Source organism: Streptococcus sp. M143 (assembly GCF_000162495.1).
Taxonomy (GTDB): domain Bacteria; phylum Bacillota; class Bacilli; order Lactobacillales; family Streptococcaceae; genus Streptococcus; species Streptococcus dentisani.
In genome coordinates, this window is sequence record NZ_GG730097.1 from 183514 (window position 1) to 204123 (window position 20610).

Genomic DNA, 20610 nt, shown 5'->3' on the forward strand with positions numbered 1-20610 from the left:
ATGACCTATAAGATGTATATTATGAACTTTCAGTCTGCTCACTTTGGAGCAGGTACTCTGGATAGTTCTAAAATGACTTTTGCAGCTGACCGATTATTTTCTGCCTTGGCTATTGAGGCAAAAAAAATGGGGAAAATGGAGGAATTCGTGTCAATAGCGGGTCAAGATCATTTTGTTTTGACTGATGCCTTTCCTTATCAGTCAGGTCCATTATTACCTAAGCCGATAGGATTTCCAAAGTTTGATCAGCCTGACTTAACAACGGATGTCAAAGAAGTAAGACGTCAAGCGAAAATGGCGAAGAAACTTCAGTTTATACCCTTGGATAAATTTGATTCTTATGTAAAAGGAACGCTTTTTGAAGACGAAGAACATGCAGTAACAAACATTATCACTAAAAACCAACCTCATGTAGATGGGAATCTTTTTCAAGTGTCTACCGTTAGATTTAGAGATGATTCTTCTCTTTACGTGATTGCAAACGAATCTGACCTCTTGAATGAACTCATGACAAGCTTGCAGTATACAGGAATTGGTGGGAAACGTTCTAGTGGTTATGGACAATTTGATTTGACTATTTTAGATTTACCAGATAGCTTAAAAAATCGTCTCACCAAGACCCATCAAGAACCTGTCATGACATTGACGACTTCTCTACCAGTCGAAAAGGAACTTGAATATGCTATGGAAACTGGTTCCTATTTAATAAGTAAATCAAGTGGTTTTGCTTTTGGTACAGAAACTAATGAAAATTACCGTAAGCAGGATTTATATAAGTTTGCTTCTGGATCTACTTTCTCTGAAACCTTTACAGGACATATTGTAGATGTAAGACCTCTTGATTTCCCACATGAAGTATTAAACTATGCTAAACCACTATTTTTCAAGATGGAGGAAGAAAGATGAAAACAGAATATAGAACCTTTCAATTTACCCTCCTAGCCATGGCTCCTATCCATATTGGGAATGGTGAAAAATATACTTCTCGAGAATTTATCTATGAAAATGGGTACTTTTATTTCCCTGATATGGGTAAGTTTTATAATCGAATGGTGGAGAAAGGATACGATCATAAATTTGAGCGTTTTTTACAAGAGACAAAGCCAAACGCTAGAAATAATCGCTTGATTTCCTTTTTAGAGGATAACCGCATTTCTGACCGTAATTTTGGTGGCTATAGAATTATAGAAACTAAGTTAGAAACAAATAATAACTATTTAAGAGGAGGCGCATTAAATCAAGTATCAAAGTTTATAAGAGATCCTTTTGGTAATCCCTATATTCCTGGAAGTTCATTAAAGGGAGCTATTCGGACTATTTTGATGAATACCAATCCCGACTGGAATAATAAAAATGTTTTGCAATGTAAAAAGGAAAACAAATCTTTGATTCCTTGGGGAGCAAAAAAAGGGCAGGACTATGATGACTTGTTTAATGCTATTCGTGTTAGTGATAGCAAACCATTTAGTAATAAAAGTCTTATTTTAGTTCAAAAATGGGATCATAAAGCCAAGCCCCCTCTTGCCAAGCCTCTCCCTTTATATAGGGAAGCAATCGCGCCCTCAACTAAAATCAATTTCACCATTACTACAACTACTAAGGAAGCTGGAATCCTAATAGAGGAATTAGGAAAGAGAGCGCAAGCCTTTTACAAAGAATATAAAAACTTTTTCTTATCAGATTTTCCTGAAAATAAAATTCAGCCAAATATTCAATATCCTATCTACTTGGGTGCTGGTAGTGGAGCTTGGACAAAAACAATTTTTAAACAAGCAAATGGAATTTTACAAGAACGTTATGAGAATAGCAGAACCACTAGGATGGTTGAAAAGGGAGTCTTGAAATTAACAAAAGCACCAATGAAAAGTGTTAAAACAACACAAGCAACTCGTAAACTGATAATGAATAATGAATCCTTCTATGAAATGGGCAAGGCGAACTTTATGATTAAGGAGATTACAAATGACAATTTTAATTTCAGCAGTAGGTAATACGGATCCTATCAGTAAGAACAGAGACTCAGCCTTAATGCACATAGCTCGAAAATATAAACCAGAAAGAATCGTCTTACTCTACAGTGAGGAAATGTTAGTTAAAAAAACTCTTATTGAGAGAGCCCTTCTTTCATTTAAAGACTATAAACCTGATGTGAAAATTCATGAGCAAATATTAAGGAATGATGAGGTTTATTTGTATGATAAAATGTATGAGGTCATAGGAAAAATTATAAAAGAGTATTCTAAATTAGGGGAGGAATTAATTCTAAATCTATCTTCTGGTACTCCTCAGATAAAATCAGCTCTATTCGCTATAAACCGAATTGATGACTATAATACGCAGGCAATTCAAGTTACCACTCCTAGTAATTCATCTAACAATCCCCAAAAAATACTCTCCAAGGAAGAGGAAGATAATCTGTTTAAAAATAATGAAGATAATCAGGATAATTATGAAAACAGATGTATCATGGATATAGCGGAGAAGTTCAATCATTCTTTAGTTAAACGTCATTTAAGAAGTTTGATAGAGTCATATGATTATTTAGCTGTTGAAAAGATTGTTATCCGGAGAGATTCGAAGGGGCTGCTTTCAAATAAGCAGTTAGCTCGTTTAAGAATCATTCTAACCGACTTAGTAAATGTTTTTAAAAAACAAGAAGTTCTTTCAGAAATTCAGAAATATCCACTTTCAGAGGTTGAGAAAAAAGCCCTTAATTATTTTTTGATGATAGAGATTTTAAACAAACGAGGTCAAGTAGCAGATGTTTTGATTAAGTCAAAATCATTAGTCGAATTTATATTAGAAGATAGAATAAAAAGGAATCATCCGAATCTAATAATATATAAAAATAAGTTACCTAAGCTAAACAAAGAACATCAAGATTTTGAAAAAGTTATCGGTTATTTAGATAGTGATTATAAAAAATCACAGAACGAAAATGAGGGCAAAAAAGAAGACTTTTCTCCTACAACAACTCTAAATCTAATTATATACACTAAAATTTTAGAGTATTACAAATATAGTCCTGAATTAATTAAGTCACTTAGAGTTATCATTTCTTTAAACAATGAGAGAAATAAGGTGGCACATGGCTTGTCAGAGATTGATAGTAAACTAGTCAATTCAAAGAAATTGCAACAGACTATAGATACTTTGCGCTTTATTTTACAAGATACATTTGAGATTGATGATAACTATTTCTCTTGTTACCAAACACTCAATAATGAAATGCTTGACTTACTTCGTCAATAATATACTTTATCAATAAATCTTTTTTTGCTGATGATACATATAATGAGATTGCATGTGCCTGCTTTCCCAGTTGACGCAGAACCCAAAAAACGATATAATAAGAAAGTTGAGAATTGATTTTCAGTTGTCTTAGTCCAGAGAAATGGCGGTGCTGCGAGCCATCTAAGATAGAAAATCATGCTACTCAATCAGACAATTGCATAAGAACAAGAGAATGACAAGTTCATTGAATGAAGGTGGTACCGCGGTTTTTCGCCCTTCGTGATGTGGACTTGTCTTTTGATTTTTGGAGGTGTTTATGAAGACATTTCTCGTGAAACAAAAGTTTCGTCTTGGAGGCGAACGTTTTGATATCAAGGATGACAGAGGAGTAGTGAACTATCAAGTGGAGGGATCTTTCTTCCAAATTCCTAAGACCTTTACCATCTATGACGCCTATGGTGAGCAGGTCAGTGAAATCAGTAAAGAATTTTTCACCTTGCTTCCTCGCTTTACTATTCAGCTACGAAACGGTTCCAATTTCGTTATTCGTAAGAAGTTGACCTTCTTTCGAGATAAGTATGAGTTTGACAATCTGGGGCTTCGTATCGAGGGCAATATCTGGGATTTGAATTTCAAATTGTTGGATGACCGCGACCAAGTGATTGCCGAGATTCGGAAAGAGATTTTTCATTTAACCTCGACTTACACCGTAACCGTCTATGAAGACTCTTATGCAGACCTAGTCATTTCCCTCTGTGTCGCGATTGACTATGTGGAAATGCTGGAAAGCCAATCAAATTAAACAAGTAATAAGGAGATATTATGAAACAACTATCTAGTGCTCAAGTTCGCCAAATGTGGCTTGATTTCTGGGCAAGCAAAGGACACTCTGTAGAACCATCAGTTAGCTTGGTTCCAGTAAACGACCCAACTCTTTTGTGGATCAACTCTGGGGTAGCCACTCTTAAGAAGTACTTTGACGGAACTATCAAACCTGAAAATCCGCGTATCACCAATGCGCAGAAAGCTATCCGTACTAACGATATTGAAAACGTAGGGAAGACTGCGCGTCACCATACTATGTTTGAAATGTTGGGGAACTTCTCTATCGGGGATTACTTCCGTGATGAAGCTATCACTTGGGCTTATGAGCTTTTGACAAGCCCAGAATGGTTTGACTTCCCAGCTGAAAAACTCTACATGACTTACTATCCAGACGATAAAGATTCTTACAACCGCTGGATTGAAGTAGGAGTGGATCCAAGCCACTTGATCCCAATCGAAGACAATTTCTGGGAAATCGGTGCGGGACCTTCTGGACCAGATACTGAGATCTTCTTTGACCGTGGAGAAGCCTTTGATCCAGAAAATATCGGTGTTCGTTTGCTTGCAGAAGATATCGAAAACGATCGTTACATCGAAATCTGGAACATCGTTTTGTCACAATTTAACGCAGACCCTGCTGTTCCTCGTAGTGAGTACAAGGAATTGCCACACAAGAACATTGATACGGGCGCAGGTTTGGAGCGTTTGGTGGCCGTTATCCAAGGGGCTAAGACAAACTTTGAAACAGACCTCTTCATGCCAATCATTCGTGAAGTTGAGAAATTGTCTGGTAAGGTTTATGACCAAGATGGCGACAACATGAGCTTTAAGGTCATCGCTGACCACATCCGTTCCCTTTCATTTGCCATCGGTGATGGAGCTCTTCCAGGAAATGAAGGCCGTGGTTATGTTCTTCGCCGTCTTCTCCGTCGTGCTTCTATGCACGGTCAAAAATTGGGCATCAACGAGCCTTTCCTTTACAAGCTCGTTCCAACTGTTGGAAAGATTATGGAAAGCTACTACCCAGAAGTGCTTGAAAAACGTGACTTTATCGAGAAAATCGTGAAGAGCGAGGAAGAATCCTTTGCTCGTACCCTTCACTCAGGTCAACACTTTGCCCAAGGTATCGTAGCAGACTTGAAGGAAAAAGGTCAATCTGTCATTGCTGGTCAAGATGTCTTCAAACTCTATGATACATACGGATTCCCAGTGGAATTGACAGAAGAAATCGCTGAAGAAGCTGGTATGACAGTGGACCGTGAAGGTTTTGAAGCAGCCATGAAGGAGCAGCAAGAACGTGCGCGTGCGTCAGCCGTCAAGGGTGGCTCAATGGGGATGCAAAATGAAACCCTCCAAAACATTACAGTGGAAAGTGTCTTCAACTACAATGCCAGCCAATTGCCTTCTAAGTTGGTGGCTATCGTAGCTGAAAACGCTGAAGTAGAAGCTGTTTCAGAAGGAACTGCCTCTCTAATCTTTGCAGAGACTCCATTCTACGCTGAAATGGGTGGACAGGTTGCAGACCATGGACAAATCTTGGACGCTGCTGGAAATGTCGTAGCTACTGTGACAGATGTTCAAAAAGCACCAAATGGCCAGCCACTTCATACTGTTGAAGTTCTTGCACCGCTTGCTTTGAATGCAGAATATACTTTGGAAATCGATACCGACCGTCGTCTTCGTGTCATGAAAAACCACACTGCGACTCACTTGCTCCATGCGGCCCTTCACAATATCCTTGGCAGACATGCAACTCAGGCAGGTTCCCTTAACGAAGTAGAATTCCTTCGCTTTGACTTCACTCACTTCCAAGCAGTAACTGTTGAAGAACTTCGTGCGATTGAACAGCAAGTCAACGAGAAAATCTGGGAAGCTCTTGAAGTTAAGACTGTTGAAACGGATATTGACACTGCTAAAGAAATGGGAGCTATGGCCCTCTTTGGTGAGAAATACGGTAAAGAAGTCCGAGTTGTAACCATCGGTGACTACTCTATCGAGCTTTGTGGTGGTACCCACGTTGGTAATACTTCTGAGATTGGCCTCTTCAAGATCGTCAAAGAAGAAGGGATTGGCTCAGGAACTCGCCGTATCTTGGCCGTGACTGGCAAGGAAGCCTTTGAAGCCTACCGTGAGCAAGAAGATGCTCTCAAAGCCATTGCAGCTACTTTGAAAGCACCACAACTCAAGGAAGTTCCTCATAAGGTAGAAGGTCTTCAAGAGCAGCTCCGTCAACTCCAAAAAGAAAATGCAGAGTTGAAAGAAAAAGCTGCAGCCGCAGCTGCAGGTGATGTCTTCAAGGACGTTAAGGAAGTCAACGGCTACCGTTACATTGCAAGCCAAGTTTCTGTATCAGATGCAGGTGCCCTTCGTACCTTTGCGGACAACTGGAAACAAAAAGACTACTCTGACTTGCTTGTCCTAGTTGCAGCTATCGGCGACAAAGTTAATGTCCTCGTAGCTAGCAAGACTAAAGACCTTCATGCAGGAAACCTTGTCAAAGAATTGGCACCAATCGTCAATGGACGTGGTGGTGGTAAACCAGACATGGCCATGGCAGGAGGAAGCAATCAAGCGAAAATCCAAGAACTCTTGGAGGCAGTAGCAGGTAAATTATAAGACATTAAAGATCTATCCATTAGGATAGGTCTTTTTGTGATTGCAAAAAAGCCAAATCCGCTTGGATTTGACTTATAACTGATAGGTTTATTTTGCTGCCCAGACACTGACTGAACCTGCTGCTACTGGAAATTCTCCATAACCTTCAGCATTGATCGTAACTTGTGCTGGATGATTTTCAAGGAGGTCAACAAAGGTTTGGTCAGCCCATTCTTGACCAACAAACATAGACTTGCTGTTTTCTTGATCATTTGAAATCAAGACTGCGATTGGAGATTGATTTTCAGCACCTGAACGTACCCATCCAATACAGTTGGCATCATCAAAGTAGTCTGTTTGCTCTCCATAGGCCAAGTTTTTCCGGATGGCTAGGAGACGGTCAAGAACTTCTCTGAAATCTTCTTGAGCATACTGCCCCGAAATGCCGTAATAGTCTCCGTAAAAGACACATGGAAGCCCATCTTGGCGTAATAGAATAAGGGCATAGGCGGCTGGTTTGAACCATTCTTCAACAGTAGACTCAAGGGCTTGACCACGTTGGGTATCGTGGTTGTCGACAAAGGTTACAGCCTTGTCAGGCTTGAGTTCAACCAAGCTATCGGTAAAAATACTACGAAGGTCGTAACTTGCTCCAGCCCGACTAGCTTCAAAGAGGTTTTGGTGGAGGCGAACATCGACAAGGTCAAAACGTTCCTCTGTTTTCTCGAGATAGTCTAGATTGGCTTCCTTATCTGGATTCCAAAATTCCCCAAAAACGTAGAAATCTTCGCCGTATTTTTCCTTCATATCACGGATGAAATTGCCCATAAAGAAGGAGTCGATGTGTTTAACGGCATCCAAGCGGAATCCCGCCACACCAGTCGTTTCCATGAACCAGTCAGCCCAGTCATAGATGTTTTGGATGACTTCAGGGTGCTTAAAGTCTAGGTCGGCATACATAAGATAGTCGTAGTTTCCGTTTTCATTATCGACCAATTCTTCGTTTGCCCAACCTTTATTGTCCCCTTGAATCAGGTAAATGCCAGATTTACGGCGTTTGGCATCGTAGTCTGTCCCTGTAAAATGGTACCAGTGCCAGTGGAAGTCATTGTAGGTATCTTGGCGACCATCGAAAGTAAAGTGAGTCCAGCCATTGATAGTAAAGGGCTCGCTTAGTTGAACGGTACGATCCTCAGGGTCCACTTCAATAACCTGAAAGGCTTCCATATGATCAGCAGCGGCCTTGTGATTGAGCACCACATCAGCCATAGGCTGGATTCCATGCTCCTTGAGAGTCTGAATCGTTTGAAGATAGTCTTCTTTAAACCCATACTTGGTGCGGACAGTCCCTTTTTGGTTAAATTCACCTAGGTCAAAAAGATCATAAACGCCATAGCCAACATCTTTTTCATTGGTTGCCTTGAAGGCAGGTGGCATCCAGACATGACTGATACCAAGATTTGCTAGGTGTTCTGCGTCATCTGCCAATCTCGTCCAGTGTTGGCCGTCGTGGGGCAGATACCACTCAAAGTATTGCATAAGTGTCTGATTTTGCATTGTTTTTCCTCTTGCTTATCAATGTTGTGTTTTATTCTACCATAAAGTTTAGAACTAGGCAAACGTTTGCGCAAGATTCTATACTCATTTCTGAAATTGTCTATTTTTATCGATTAAAATCTCTCTTTCCATCACAAGGGAGAGGATGTTTTGGTGAAAAAGTAAATGGAATAAACTTATTTTAACAAAAATGACACTCAGTAAACTAAAGTACATATGGTTAAACGGTTTCTTTTTTGAGAATTGTCACAAAATTTGCTATAATAGTAGCTATGAATAGAATTAGGGTCAGCAGACGTGTTGAAAAAAAGCTAGCTAAGGGTCTAGTTCTTTTGGAAGCAAGTGATTTAAGAGATATTGATCTGACGGATCAGGCAGTAGAAGTTCTTAGTCAAGACGGGAATTTTTTAGGGAGCGCCTATCTTTCTCAGCAGAATAAGGGAATCGGTTGGTTCATCAGCAAGAAAAAGGTTCGTTTCAATCAAGCCTTTTTTGAAATGCTGTTTCGTAAGGCCAAGGAAGCTAGAAAGCCTTATTATCAGGATGACTTGACTACTGCCTTTCGCCTCTTTAACCAAGAGGGGGATGGTTTTGGTGGACTGACTCTTGATCTTTACGGAGATTATGCTGTCTTTTCTTGGTACAACTCCTTTGTTTACCAGATTCGTGAGCTGATAGTTAAGGCTTTTAAGGAAGTTTTTCCTGAGGTCTTGGGGGCTTATGAGAAGATTCGTTTTAAAGGTCTAGACTACGAGTCTGCCTATGTTTATGGTGAGGAAGCGCCAGACTACTTTACTGTTCTTGAGAATGGCCTGCTCTATCAAGTCTTTATGAATGATGGCTTGATGACAGGGATTTTCCTAGACCAGCATGAGGTTCGTGGGAGTCTGGTTGACGGTCTTGCAATGGGCAAATCCTTGCTCAATATGTTTTCCTATACGGCTGCCTTTTCTGTTGCTGCAGCTATGGGAGGCGCGAGTGAGACAACTTCTGTCGACTTGGCCAAACGGTCCAGAGAGTTGTCAGAAGCTCATTTTCAGGCAAATGGACTCAGCACGGACAATCATCGTTTTATCGTCATGGATGTCTTTGAGTACTTCAAGTATGCCAAGCGAAAAGGCTTGACCTATGATGTGATTGTCCTAGATCCGCCAAGCTTTGCCCGCAATAAAAAACAAACATTTTCTGTGGCGAAGGACTATCACAAGTTGATTTCCCAGAGTCTAGAAATTTTAAATCCTGGAGGTATTATCATTGCCAGTACTAATGCTGCCAATGTTTCCCGCCAGAAATTTACAGAACAAATTGATAAAGGTTTTGCAGGAAGAAAATATCAGATCTTAAACCAATATGGCCTTCCAGCAGACTTTGTCTATAATAAAAAAGATGAAAGCAGTAATTACCTCAAGGTGATTAGTATGAAGGTTAGTAGATGAAATTAGTCGTTTCAGTAATGCCAAGAAGTTTAGAAGAAGCGCAAGAACTGGATGCCACTAGGTATGAAGATGCCGATATCATCGAGTGGCGTGCGGACTTTCTTGCAAAAGACGCTATTTTACAGGTAGCACCCGCTATCTTTGAGAAATTTGCAGGACGCGAACTTGTCTTTACCCTTCGGACTCGCGCTGAGGGAGGAGAAATCGAACTTTCCTCAGAAGAGTATGTTCAAATCATCAAGGAAGTGACCCAACTCTACCAACCAGACTATGTGGATTTTGAGTATTTCAGCCACAAGGATGTTTTTGAGGAAATGTTGGATTTTCCAAATCTGGTCTTGAGTTATCACAATTTCCAGGAAACACCTGAAAACATGATGGAAATCTTGTCTGAATTGACCAGCTTGACTCCAAAAGTAGTGAAGGTATCAGTAATGGCAAATACAGCTCAGGATGTTTTGGATCTGATGAATTATACGCGAGGTTTCAAGACACTCAATCCTGAGCAAGAGTACGTGACTATTTCCATGGGGAAAATTGGTAAGGTTTCGCGTATCACTTCAGATGTGACAGGTTCTAGCTGGTCTTTTGCTAGCATGGATGCGGCCAGTGCACCGGGTCAGATTTCTCTATCAAGTATGAAAAAAATCAGGGAGATTTTGGATGAAGCTTGATGGCTATACACGTTTAGCTGCAGTTGTTGCCAATCCCATCAAACACTCTATTTCACCCTTCATCCACAATAGGGCCTTTGAGGCGACAGCTACCAATGGTGTCTATGTGGCTTGGGAGATTGAAGCGGGTGACTTGGCAGAAACAGTAGCCAATATTCGCCGTTACCAGATGTTTGGCATCAACCTCTCCATGCCTTACAAGGAGCAAGTGATTCCTTATCTGGATGAGTTGAGTGATGAGGCTCGTTTGATTGGGGCGGTCAACACAGTTGTCAATCAAGACGGAACGTTAATTGGATATAATACAGATGGCAAGGGATTTTTTAAGAGCTTGCCTTCTTTTGCAATCTCGGATAAGAAAATGACCATTCTGGGCGCAGGTGGAGCGGCCAAATCAATCTTGGCACAAGCCATTTTGGACGGGGTCAGTCAGATTTCAGTCTTTGTGCGTTCAGTTTCTATGGAAAAAACAAGACCTTACCTAGCCAAGTTGCAGGAGCAAACAGGATTTAAAGTGGACTTGTATGCTTTAGAAGATGTTTCTGAACTGCAATCAAGGATTGCCGAGTCGGACTTATTAGTCAATGCTACCAGTGTGGGCATGGATGGTCAGTCGTCGCCAGTTCCTGAAAGTATCAATTTGCCAGAGGCTCTCCTGGTCGCAGATATCATTTACCAACCTTTTGAGACGCCATTTTTGAAATGGGCTAGAAGTCAGGGCAATCCAGCCGTTAATGGTCTTGGAATGTTACTCTATCAAGCTGCAGAAGCTTTTCAACTGTGGACAGGTAAAGAAATGCCGACAGACGAGATTTGGCAGTCCTTAACAGAAAAATATAAATAGTGAAAAGGAGACCCTACTATGAAAATCAGAATCGATATTCCGCATCATCCTTATGATATTCAGATTGAAAAAGGTTGTCTGGCCCAGGCTGGTCAATGGTTGCGAGAACTCTGGCAACCTCAAAAAGTGGTCATTGTAACCGACAACCATGTAGCTTCTCTCTATGCAGAGAAGGTTAAACTCAGCCTAGAAGATGCTGGTTTTCAGGTAGCTGTTTTTGACTTTTTAGAAGGCGAAGAACGAAAAAATTTAACCACTGTTCAGAAGGTCTATGAATTTCTAGTTAAGCAAGGTTTGACTCGTAGCGATGGGATCGTGGCTCTTGGTGGTGGTGTCGTTGGAGACCTGGCTGGTTTTGTGGCCTCTACCTATATGCGGGGCATTCACTTTGTTCAGATTCCGACTAGTTTGACTGCTCAGGTTGATTCTTCTATCGGTGGAAAGACGGGGGTCAATACTCCATTTGCTAAAAATATGGTGGGAACTTTTGCCCAACCAGATGGGGTTCTGATTGACCCGCTTGTCCTTGAAACACTCGGGAAAAGAGAGTTGATTGAAGGGATGGGTGAGGTTATCAAGTACGGCTTGATTGAGGATCCAGAACTGTGGGCTCTCTTAACAGAACTGGATGGCTCTGTTGAGAGCGTTCTGGAACATGCAGAGACCTTGATTGAACATTCTTGTCAGGTGAAGCGCAAGATGGTGGTCGAAGATGAGTTGGACAATGGTGTTCGGCTTTACCTCAACTTTGGACACACTATTGGCCACGCCATTGAAGCAACAGCTGGTTACGGCAAGGTCATGCATGGTGAGGCTGTGGCTATGGGAATGGTACAGATTGCCAAGGTTGCTGAGGAAAAAGGCCTTATGCCAGCTGGCATAACTCAGTCCATTACAGAGATGTGTCAGAAATTTGGCTTACCTGTTGACTATGAAAAATGGGATGTTGACAAGCTTTATCAGGCTTTGACTCATGACAAGAAAGCGCGTGGCAACACCTTGAAATTGGTCTTGGTGCCAGAGCTTGGTTCAGCGACCATTCACCCAGTTTCTCTGGAAGAGATGAAAGACTACTTGGTAAAATAAGGAGAACGTATGAGATATTTAACTGCAGGAGAATCACACGGCCCCCGTCTAACGGCTATCATTGAGGGAATTCCAGCTGGACTTCCTTTGACAGCTGAGGATATTAATGGAGACCTTAAACGCCGTCAGGGTGGCTACGGTCGTGGTGGTCGTATGAAGATTGAGAGTGACCAGGTTGTCTTTACCTCAGGCGTTCGTCACGGGAAGACGACAGGGGCTCCTATTACCATGGATGTCATCAATAAAGACCACCAAAAATGGTTGGATATCATGTCTGCTGAGGATATCGAAGACCGCCTTAAAAGCAAGCGGAAAATCACCCATCCTCGTCCAGGTCACGCCGACTTGGTAGGGGGCATCAAGTACCGTTTTGATGATTTGAGAAATTCCTTGGAACGTTCATCAGCTCGTGAAACAACCATGCGAGTAGCAGTTGGAGCAGTAGCCAAACGCCTATTGGCTGAGCTTGATATGGAGATTGCCAACCACGTTGTGGTTTTTGGTGGCAAGGAAATCGATGTACCTGAAAATCTAACCGTCGCTGAAATCAAGCAACGAGCTGCCCAGTCTGAAGTTTCTATTGTCAACCAAGAACGGGAACAGGAAATCAAGGACTACATTGACCAAATCAAACGTGACGGTGATACCATCGGTGGGGTTGTGGAGACAGTCGTCGGAGGCGTTCCAGTTGGTCTTGGTTCCTATGTCCAATGGGACAGAAAATTGGATGCGCGATTGGCCCAAGCAGTTGTTTCTATCAATGCTTTTAAAGGGGTGGAATTTGGTCTTGGATTTGAAGCTGGTTACCGTAAAGGTAGCCAAGTTATGGATGAAATTCTCTGGTCTAAAGAAGACGGCTATACTCGTCGTACCAATAATCTAGGTGGTTTCGAAGGTGGTATGACTAATGGTCAGCCCATCGTTATCCGTGGTGTCATGAAACCCATTCCCACACTCTACAAACCTCTCATGAGTGTGGATATCGAAACCCACGAACCGTACAAGGCAACCGTGGAGAGAAGTGATCCGACCGCTCTTCCAGCAGCAGGTGTAGTCATGGAAGCCGTTGTAGCAACGGTTCTAGCACAAGAAATCCTTGAAAAATTCTCATCAGATAATCTTGAGGAATTAAAAGAAGCGGTAGCTAACCACCGAGAATATACAAAGAACTATTAAGGAGTTCCTATGGCAAAAACAATCTATATCGCAGGTCTCGGTTTGATTGGTGCTTCAATGGCGCTCGGTATCAAGCGCGATCATCCAGATTATGAAATTTTAGGTTACAATCGTAGCCAGGCTTCGAGAGACATTGCTTTGAAAAAAGGCATGATAGACCGTGCGACGGATGATTTTGCCAGTTTCGCTCCTCTGGCAGATGTCATCATTCTGACCTTGCCAATCAAGCAGACCATTGCTTTTATTAAGGAGCTGGCAGATTTAGACTTGAAGGAAGGCGTCATTATCTCGGATGCGGGCTCAACCAAGTCAGCCATTGTGGAAGCAGCGGAGGAATATTTAGCTGGCAAGCCTGTTCGCTTTGTCGGGGCCCATCCAATGGCAGGTAGCCACAAGACAGGGGCTGCCTCTGCGGATGTTAATCTCTTTGAAAATGCCTACTATATCTTTACACCTTTGAGACTGACAAGTCCTGACACACTTGAGGAAATGAAAGATCTACTTTCAGGTCTCTTGTCCAATCGAGAAACTATTCTGGATCGAATTGAGGATTTCAAGGAGCGCTTAGATGAGATTGGACAAGCCATGACTAAGGGAGATGAGGAGCAAATCTGGAACTTTTTCAATCAGGCGCGTGAGCAACGGCAGGCTATGGAAATCCATAAGCGTGGAGGTGTGGATAGCTCTTACGACCTCTATGTCGACGTTCCCGATGAAGAAGATGTCATCTTGCGGATTTTGGAATTGCTACGTGGGACTTCCTTGGTCAACATTCACATCAACGAAGAAAACCGGGAGGATGTTCACGGGATTCTACAAATTTCCTTTAAAAATGCTCAAGATTTGGAACGAGCTGAACGCTTAATTACAGAAAATACGGACTACACAGTCGTCATCAAATAAGGAGAAAATCATGTCAAATATTTACGATAGTGCAAATGAACTCAGTCGCGGGTTACGCGAATTACCAGAATACAAGGCGGTCAAAGCAGCCAAAGATGCCATCCAAGCAGATAATCAAGCCAGCAAGATTTTTGTAGACTACCTTGCTTTCCAACAAGAAATCCAAGTCATGGCGCAAACAGGACAAATGCCAGACGCCTCTTTCCAAGAAAAGATGCAGTCTTTCAGCAAGCAAATCCAAGAGAACGCTCTTTTGTCAGATTTCTTTGCCAAACAGCAACAATTGTCCATTTACCTTTCAGACATTGAAAAAATTGTCTTTGAACCTGTTTCAGAATTATTGAAATAGTATTTTATCTGTATAAAAGTCAGAAATTTCAGGAATTTCTGGCTTTTTTGTGATAAAATAAGAAAAAGTATTGCAAGTATGAGGTCAACTATGAAACTAAAAACAAACATTCGCCACTTACATGGCAATATCCGGGTTCCAGGTGATAAGTCTATCAGCCACCGTTCGATTATTTTTGGAAGTTTGGCTGAGGGCGAGACCAAGGTTTATGATATTCTGCGTGGAGAGGATGTGCTCTCAACCATGCAGGTTTTTCGTGACCTTGGTGTTGAAATTGAGGACAAAGATGGGGTTATTACTATTCAAGGTGTTGGAATGGATGGCTTAAAAGCTCCGCAAAATGCCCTTGATATGGGGAATTCTGGAACCTCGATTCGCCTGATCTCAGGTGTCCTTGCTGGTGCAGACTTCGAAGTAGAAATGTTCGGAGATGATAGTCTTTCTAAACGTCCTATGGATCGTGTGACCCTTCCTCTGAAAAAAATGGGCGTTAGCATTGCAGGGCAAACCGAGCGAGACCTGCCTCCTCTTCGCCTAAAAGGGACGAAAAACCTTACACCTATTCACTATGAGTTGCCAATCGCCTCTGCCCAAGTCAAGTCCGCCTTGATGTTTGCAGCCATACAGGCTCAGGGGGAGTCCGTTATTATCGAGAAAGAATGTACTCGTAACCACACCGAAGATATGCTTCAGCAATTTGGTGGTCATTTAAGTGTGGATGGCAAGAAAATTACAGTCCAAGGACCACAAAAACTTACCGGACAAAAGGTAGTTGTGCCAGGAGATATTTCCAGTGCAGCCTTTTGGTTGGTCGCAGGTTTGATTGTGCCAGATTCTCGTGTGGTGCTGCAGAATGTGGGCATCAATGAAACGCGTACAGGTATTATTGATGTCATTCGCGCCATGGGTGGAAAATTAGAAGTAACTGAAATTGACTCAGTCGCTAAATCAGCAACGCTGACTGTCGAGTCTTCAGACTTGAAAGGAACAGAGATTGATGGTGCCTTGATTCCACGCTTGATTGATGAATTGCCCATTATTTCTCTTCTCGCGACCCAAGCGCATGGTGTAACGGTCATTAAGGATGCTGAAGAACTAAAGGTCAAGGAAACAGACCGCATTCAGGTAGTGGCAGATGCTTTAAATAGCATGGGGGCGGACATCACTCCTACAGCAGACGGGATGATTATCAAAGGGAAATCAAGACTTCATGGCGCTAGAGTCAATACGTTTGGTGACCACCGTATCGGAATGATGACTTCCATTGCAGCCCTCTTAGTAAAAGATGGAGAAGTGGAGCTTGATCGTGCCGAAGCCATCAATACCAGCTATCCTAGCTTCTTTGATGATTTGGAGACCTTGATTCATGGCTAAGGTATTACTCGGATTTATGGGAGCTGGTAAGTCGACAATCGCTAGAGGATTGGACCCAGACTACATCGATATGGATGCCTTAATCGAGGAACGTTTAGGCATGTCCATTGCGGATTTTTTCGCTGAAAAGGGAGAAGTGGCCTTTCGTCAAGTAGAGTCAGAAGTCCTAGCTGACTTACTAAAAACGGATCACGTTGTGTCAACTGGCGGAGGAATTATCATTTCTCAGAGAAATCGTGACTTGCTCAAAACCAATCCTGATAACATCTACCTAAAAGCAGATTTTGAAACCCTCTACCAACGTATCGCAGCTGACAAGGACAATCAGCGCCCGCTTTTTCTAAATAATAGCAAGGAAGAACTAGCCAGTATTTTTCAAGAAAGACAGGCTTGGTATGAGGAAGTAGCCAGTCGGATTCTGGATGTGACCAAGTTAAGCCCAGAGGAAATTATAGAGGAATTGAGATGAAAATTGCCTATCTAGGTCCCAAGGGATCTTTTTCGCATCATGTTGTGCAGACGGCCTTTCCCAAAGAGGAATTGCAGGCTTTTGCCAATATCACAGATGTTATTAAGGCCTATGAACAGGGCTTGGTGGACTATTCTGTGGTACCAGTTGAAAACTCCATTGAGGGGAGTGTGCATGAAAGCTTGGACTATCTGTTTCATCAGGCGGATATTCAGGCTGTTGCAGAAATTGTTCAACCCATTCATCAGCAGCTGATGGCAGTTCCTGGTCAGTCAAAAATTGAGAAAATCTTTTCTCATCCGCAGGCTCTAGCTCAGGGAAAGAAATTCATAGAGGCGCATTATCCAGAAGCCCAACTTGAAGTGACGGCAAGCACAGCCTATGCAGCTCGCTTTATTGCTGAACATCCAGACCAACCTTTTGCGGCTATTGCCCCTAAAAATTCGGCTGAAGAATATGGCTTGGAATTGATTGCTGAGGATATTCAGGAAATGGAAGCCAATTTCACACGTTTTTGGGTGTTAGGAGCAGAGATACCGATGATTCCTTTGAACTCGCAAGCTGAAAAAATGAGTTTGGCCTTGACCTTACCAGACAACCTACCTGGTGCTCTTTACAAGGCACTTTCGACCTTTGCTTGGAGAGGGATTGATCTAACCAAGATAGAAAGCCGCCCTTTGAAAACAGCCTTGGGAGAATACTTTTTCATTATCGATGTAGAGTATAGTGATAAAGAGCTGGTTCATTTTGCCAGACAAGAACTAGGAGCAATTGGAATCCAGTACAAGATACTGGGAACCTACCCTATTTTCACCATAAGGGATCTAGGAAAGGAGAACCTATGAGCAAAGAAAGCCCTTTAAGTCATCATGAGCAGTTACGCTATGACTACCTTTTTAAGAATATTCATTACCTAAATGACAGAGAAAAGAGAGAATTTGACTATTTAAAAAGAAAAATGGACGGTGGATTTTCCTCTAATGAAGTTGAAAGGGGAAAAAATCTAGGGAAGGACATTGGGATTCCACAGTATTCCAATCAAAGTCGCTCGAATAGACATCAGAAAATTCCCTCTCTTCCAAAAGTGAAAAAGAAGAAACCAAGAAGATTTTTTAAACGAGTTCTAATTTGGCTTTTACTGTTGGTAACCTGTGTGGCTGCTGGCATGATTATTATGTTCCTTCGAGGTTTCCAGTCGGCAACTACTAGCAATAAGCCAGCTGATGCAAAAGCGGCACAAGTACAGGTGTTTAATGGTCAAGATACTAAAGACGGGGTGAATATCCTAATCATGGGGACAGATGGCCGTATTGGTCAAAATAGTGCAGAAACTCGCACAGACACGATTATGGTGTTGAATGTTAGTGGTTCGGATAAGAAAATCAAGCTAGTCAGCTTCATGCGTGACAACCTAGTCTATATTGATGGCTACAGCCAGATTGTGAATGGCAAGAAACAAACGGATAATAAACTCAACGTGGCCTATGAACTTGGGGAACAGGAAGGGCAAAGAGGGGCTGAAATGGTCCGCAAGGTTTTAAAAGATAACTTTGATTTGGACATTAAGTACTATGCTCTAGTGGATTTTCAGGCCTTCGCAACTGCCATTGATACACTATTTCCTGATGGAGTGACTATAGACGCTAAGTTTTCAACGTTAAATGGCCAGCCTCTAACAGAAGCTACAGTTGGAGATGACCTACATGCAACAGAAACCGAATCACCAACTCAAACTATTAAAGTTGGGAAACAGCAGATGAATGGCTCGACCTTGCTCAATTACGCTCGCTTCCGTGATGATGATGAAGGAGACTATGGTCGTACCAAACGTCAGCAGCAAGTCATGTCAGCTGTTCTTGAGCAAATCAAAGATCCAACCAAACTCTTTACAGGATCAGAGGCACTTGGAAAGGTCTTTGGAATGACCTCAACCAATCTACCTTATACTTTCCTACTGACTAATGGTTTGTCAGTTATCGAAGGCGCACAGAACGGTATTGAAAGATTGACAGTGCCAGAACTTGGCGATTGGGTAGATGCTTATGATGTCTACGGAGGACAAGGTCTACTTGTCGACCAAAACAAATACCGGGCTAAACTCGCCCAAATGGGAATGAGATAAGAGGTAAATAAATGAAAATCAAAGCTTCATTCACCAGTAAAAATGGTGGATTGGCTTTGATTTTTTACGGTATCTGATGGATTTTTAAGACTTTTTTATGGTATAATAAAACGATATAACTCGTTATTGGACAGAAGAGGAGAGACATGAGTGATTTGAAAGCGATTCAGGCTCGTAGCCTGGAAATGGCTGAATATTTCGTCGCATTTTGTAAAGAACATGACTTGTTGTGCTATCTCTGTGGTGGAGGGGCTATCGGTGCCCTTCGCAACAAGGGCTTCATTCCTTGGGATGATGATCTAGATTTTTTCATGCCTCGCAAGGACTATGAAAAATTAGTTGAATTATGGCCTCGTTATGCAGATGAGCGGTATTTTTTGTCAAAGAGTCACAAGGATTTTGTCGATCGGAACCTTTTTATTACTATTCGTGATAGGGAAACAACTTGTATCAAGCCTTATCAGAAGGATTTAGATTTGCCACACGGTTTGGCTTTGGATGTTTTACCTTTAGATTACTATCCTAAAAATCCAGCTGAGCGTAAGAAACAAGTCCGCTGGGCCTTGATCTATTCACTCTTTTGCGCCCAAACTGTCCCAGAAAAGCATGGTGCAGTCATGAAATGGGGAAGTCGCATTTTACTCGGTTTGACGCCAAAATCTCTACGTTATCGCATTTGGAAAAAAGCTGAGAAAGAAATGACCAAGTACAGTCTAGTTGAGAGTGATGGAATCACGGAATTATGCTCAGGTCCTGGCTACATGAGAAACAAGTACCCAATCGCATCCTTTGAAGATAATCTCTTCTTGCCATTTGAAGGAACTGAAATGCCCATCCCAGTCGGCTATGATGCCTATCTTAGCACTGCTTTTGGGGATTATATGACACCACCACCAGCAGACAAGCAAGTGCCACATCATGATGCCATTATAGCAGACATGGACAAGAGTTACACAGAGTACAAGGGAGAGTACGGAGCATGATGGGAGAAAAAATTAGCGTTATCGTTCCAGTCTACAATGTAGAAGCTTATCTGGAGAGATGTGTGGAGTCGATTCTTCAACAAACTTATGCCAATTTTGAACTAATTCTGATCAATGATGGCTCCACTGATTCCAGTGGAGTTATCTGTGACAATTTAGCCTCTCAGCATGAGAATATCAAGGTTCATCATCTAGAAAATGCTGGAGTCTCAAATGCGAGAAATACGGGAATCAAGCTGGCGACTGGTGCTTGGATCACCTTTATTGATAGCGATGATTTCGTTACGAAAGATTATCTGGAAATCTTGATTGGTGCAGTTGATGATGAGGAGTCCGTAGGATTTACAATCGCTCCTCTGCACCATATTAAAAATGGAATTATGACAGATTTACCTCCTCATTCTGGAAAAAAAGAAATCTGGTCAACAGAAGAAACCATGAAGGAATTACTGATGACTACTAGAACGTCATTTTTTCCTGTCGCAAAACTGTTTAAGAGAGACCTGCTGGCGGATGAAAAATTTAATACAAGCTATCATCTAGCTGAAGATGCCTTGTTTTTGACAGAATTGTTGTTAAAGACAAGATGCAGTAGCGTATTTATTGACAAACCAATTTATTATTATGATCATCGTGAGGGAAGTGCTACAACGTCTGTTAATCAGCATGTATTTGATACGATAGAAGTTTATAAGAAGATTATAGCTCAAGTATCGCAAGCTTTTCCTAATTTAAAATACGAATTGAAAAATAGAGAATGTTGGTCGTACATCACAGTTTACGATAAAATTATCTTTACTTCACGTGAAGAGTATCAAAAGGAGAAAGCCGAGCTGAGGACTTGGATTGTTCGGCATCGACGCGAAATATGGAAGGACGCTTATTTCACTACTTTTCGCAAGGTAGCGATCCTTTCACTTGTCTTTTCTCCATGGCTATATAAGAAAATTGTTGGATTAAAAAACTAATATCATGAGAAGGAG

The 20610-nt window shown here is 41.8% G+C and carries 19 protein-coding genes; 18 read left to right on the forward strand and 1 reads right to left on the reverse strand.

What is annotated here, in order from left to right; genetic code table 11:
* From csm4 to alaS, 5 genes are all read left to right on the forward strand, one after another.
* Entirely contained in the window at positions 1-906 is a 906-nt protein-coding gene (gene csm4, locus HMPREF0850_RS07585) for a type III-A CRISPR-associated RAMP protein Csm4 (protein ID WP_000221422.1), read from the forward strand.
* Entirely contained in the window at positions 903-1991 is a 1089-nt protein-coding gene (csm5, locus tag HMPREF0850_RS07590) for a type III-A CRISPR-associated RAMP protein Csm5 (RefSeq protein ID WP_000846387.1), read from the forward strand. The genes csm4 and csm5 overlap by 4 nt, the downstream gene beginning before the upstream one ends.
* Positions 1963-3252 (forward strand): type III-A CRISPR-associated CARF protein Csm6, encoded by a 1290-nt coding sequence (gene csm6 / locus HMPREF0850_RS07595; RefSeq protein ID WP_000153851.1) that lies wholly within the window; start codon positions 1963-1965, stop codon positions 3250-3252. Before csm5 ends, csm6 begins: the two co-directional genes overlap by 29 nt.
* Before the next feature lie 298 nt (positions 3253-3550).
* Entirely contained in the window at positions 3551-4036 is a 486-nt protein-coding gene (locus HMPREF0850_RS07600; RefSeq protein WP_000847084.1) for an LURP-one-related/scramblase family protein, read from the forward strand.
* 20 nt (positions 4037-4056) lie between these two features.
* Positions 4057-6675 (forward strand): alanine--tRNA ligase, encoded by a 2619-nt coding sequence (alaS, locus tag HMPREF0850_RS07605; RefSeq protein ID WP_000811720.1) that lies wholly within the window; start codon positions 4057-4059, stop codon positions 6673-6675.
* Positions 6676-6762: 87 nt separating this feature from the next.
* Here the strand turns inward: alaS and HMPREF0850_RS07610 are convergent, their stop codons facing one another.
* Positions 6763-8211, reverse strand: coding sequence for an alpha-amylase (locus tag HMPREF0850_RS07610; RefSeq protein WP_001181035.1), 1449 nt, complete (start codon positions 8209-8211; stop codon positions 6763-6765).
* A gap of 272 nt (positions 8212-8483) precedes the next feature.
* Between HMPREF0850_RS07610 and HMPREF0850_RS07615 the strand changes: the two genes are divergently transcribed.
* From HMPREF0850_RS07615 to HMPREF0850_RS07675, 13 genes are all read left to right on the forward strand, one after another.
* Complete coding sequence (locus HMPREF0850_RS07615) at positions 8484-9647, forward strand: class I SAM-dependent rRNA methyltransferase (protein ID WP_001079982.1); 1164 nt, start codon at positions 8484-8486, stop codon at positions 9645-9647.
* Complete coding sequence (gene aroD, locus HMPREF0850_RS07620) at positions 9644-10321, forward strand: type I 3-dehydroquinate dehydratase (RefSeq protein WP_000780374.1); 678 nt, start codon at positions 9644-9646, stop codon at positions 10319-10321. Before HMPREF0850_RS07615 ends, aroD begins: the two co-directional genes overlap by 4 nt.
* Complete coding sequence (locus HMPREF0850_RS07625) at positions 10311-11165, forward strand: shikimate dehydrogenase (RefSeq protein ID WP_000762490.1); 855 nt, start codon at positions 10311-10313, stop codon at positions 11163-11165. The genes aroD and HMPREF0850_RS07625 overlap by 11 nt, the downstream gene beginning before the upstream one ends.
* An 18-nt stretch (positions 11166-11183) precedes the next feature.
* The gene (aroB, locus tag HMPREF0850_RS07630; RefSeq protein WP_000702139.1) at positions 11184-12251 is read left to right on the forward strand and encodes a 3-dehydroquinate synthase; all 1068 of its coding nucleotides are present in this window, start codon (positions 11184-11186) and stop codon (positions 12249-12251) included.
* 9 nt (positions 12252-12260) lie between these two features.
* Entirely contained in the window at positions 12261-13427 is a 1167-nt protein-coding gene (aroC, locus tag HMPREF0850_RS07635; RefSeq protein WP_001269881.1) for a chorismate synthase, read from the forward strand.
* Between the two features lie 9 nt (positions 13428-13436).
* Entirely contained in the window at positions 13437-14330 is an 894-nt protein-coding gene (locus HMPREF0850_RS07640; RefSeq protein ID WP_001140492.1) for a prephenate dehydrogenase, read from the forward strand.
* 10 nt (positions 14331-14340) lie between these two features.
* Complete coding sequence (locus tag HMPREF0850_RS07645) at positions 14341-14679, forward strand: YlbF/YmcA family competence regulator (protein ID WP_000065975.1); 339 nt, start codon at positions 14341-14343, stop codon at positions 14677-14679.
* A 90-nt stretch (positions 14680-14769) separates the two neighbouring features.
* Positions 14770-16053 carry a 3-phosphoshikimate 1-carboxyvinyltransferase gene (aroA, locus tag HMPREF0850_RS07650; protein WP_000769884.1) on the forward strand — a complete coding sequence of 428 codons (1284 nt, stop codon included), beginning with the start codon at positions 14770-14772 and terminating at the stop codon, positions 16051-16053.
* On the forward strand, positions 16046-16522 hold the full coding sequence (locus tag HMPREF0850_RS07655; protein WP_001151355.1) for a shikimate kinase: 477 nt from the start codon (positions 16046-16048) through the stop codon (positions 16520-16522). The genes aroA and HMPREF0850_RS07655 overlap by 8 nt, the downstream gene beginning before the upstream one ends.
* Positions 16519-17367: a prephenate dehydratase gene (gene pheA, locus HMPREF0850_RS07660; RefSeq protein ID WP_000686428.1), complete on the forward strand. Its 849-nt coding sequence runs from the start codon at positions 16519-16521 to the stop codon at positions 17365-17367. Before HMPREF0850_RS07655 ends, pheA begins: the two co-directional genes overlap by 4 nt.
* Complete coding sequence (locus HMPREF0850_RS07665) at positions 17364-18644, forward strand: LCP family protein (RefSeq protein WP_000032491.1); 1281 nt, start codon at positions 17364-17366, stop codon at positions 18642-18644. The genes pheA and HMPREF0850_RS07665 overlap by 4 nt, the downstream gene beginning before the upstream one ends.
* 146 nt (positions 18645-18790) lie before the next feature.
* Positions 18791-19627, forward strand: coding sequence for a LicD family protein (locus tag HMPREF0850_RS07670; RefSeq protein ID WP_001281448.1), 837 nt, complete (start codon positions 18791-18793; stop codon positions 19625-19627).
* Positions 19624-20595 carry a glycosyltransferase family 2 protein gene (locus HMPREF0850_RS07675; protein WP_000971799.1) on the forward strand — a complete coding sequence of 324 codons (972 nt, stop codon included), beginning with the start codon at positions 19624-19626 and terminating at the stop codon, positions 20593-20595. The genes HMPREF0850_RS07670 and HMPREF0850_RS07675 overlap by 4 nt, the downstream gene beginning before the upstream one ends.
* Positions 20596-20610 lie beyond the last annotated feature (15 nt).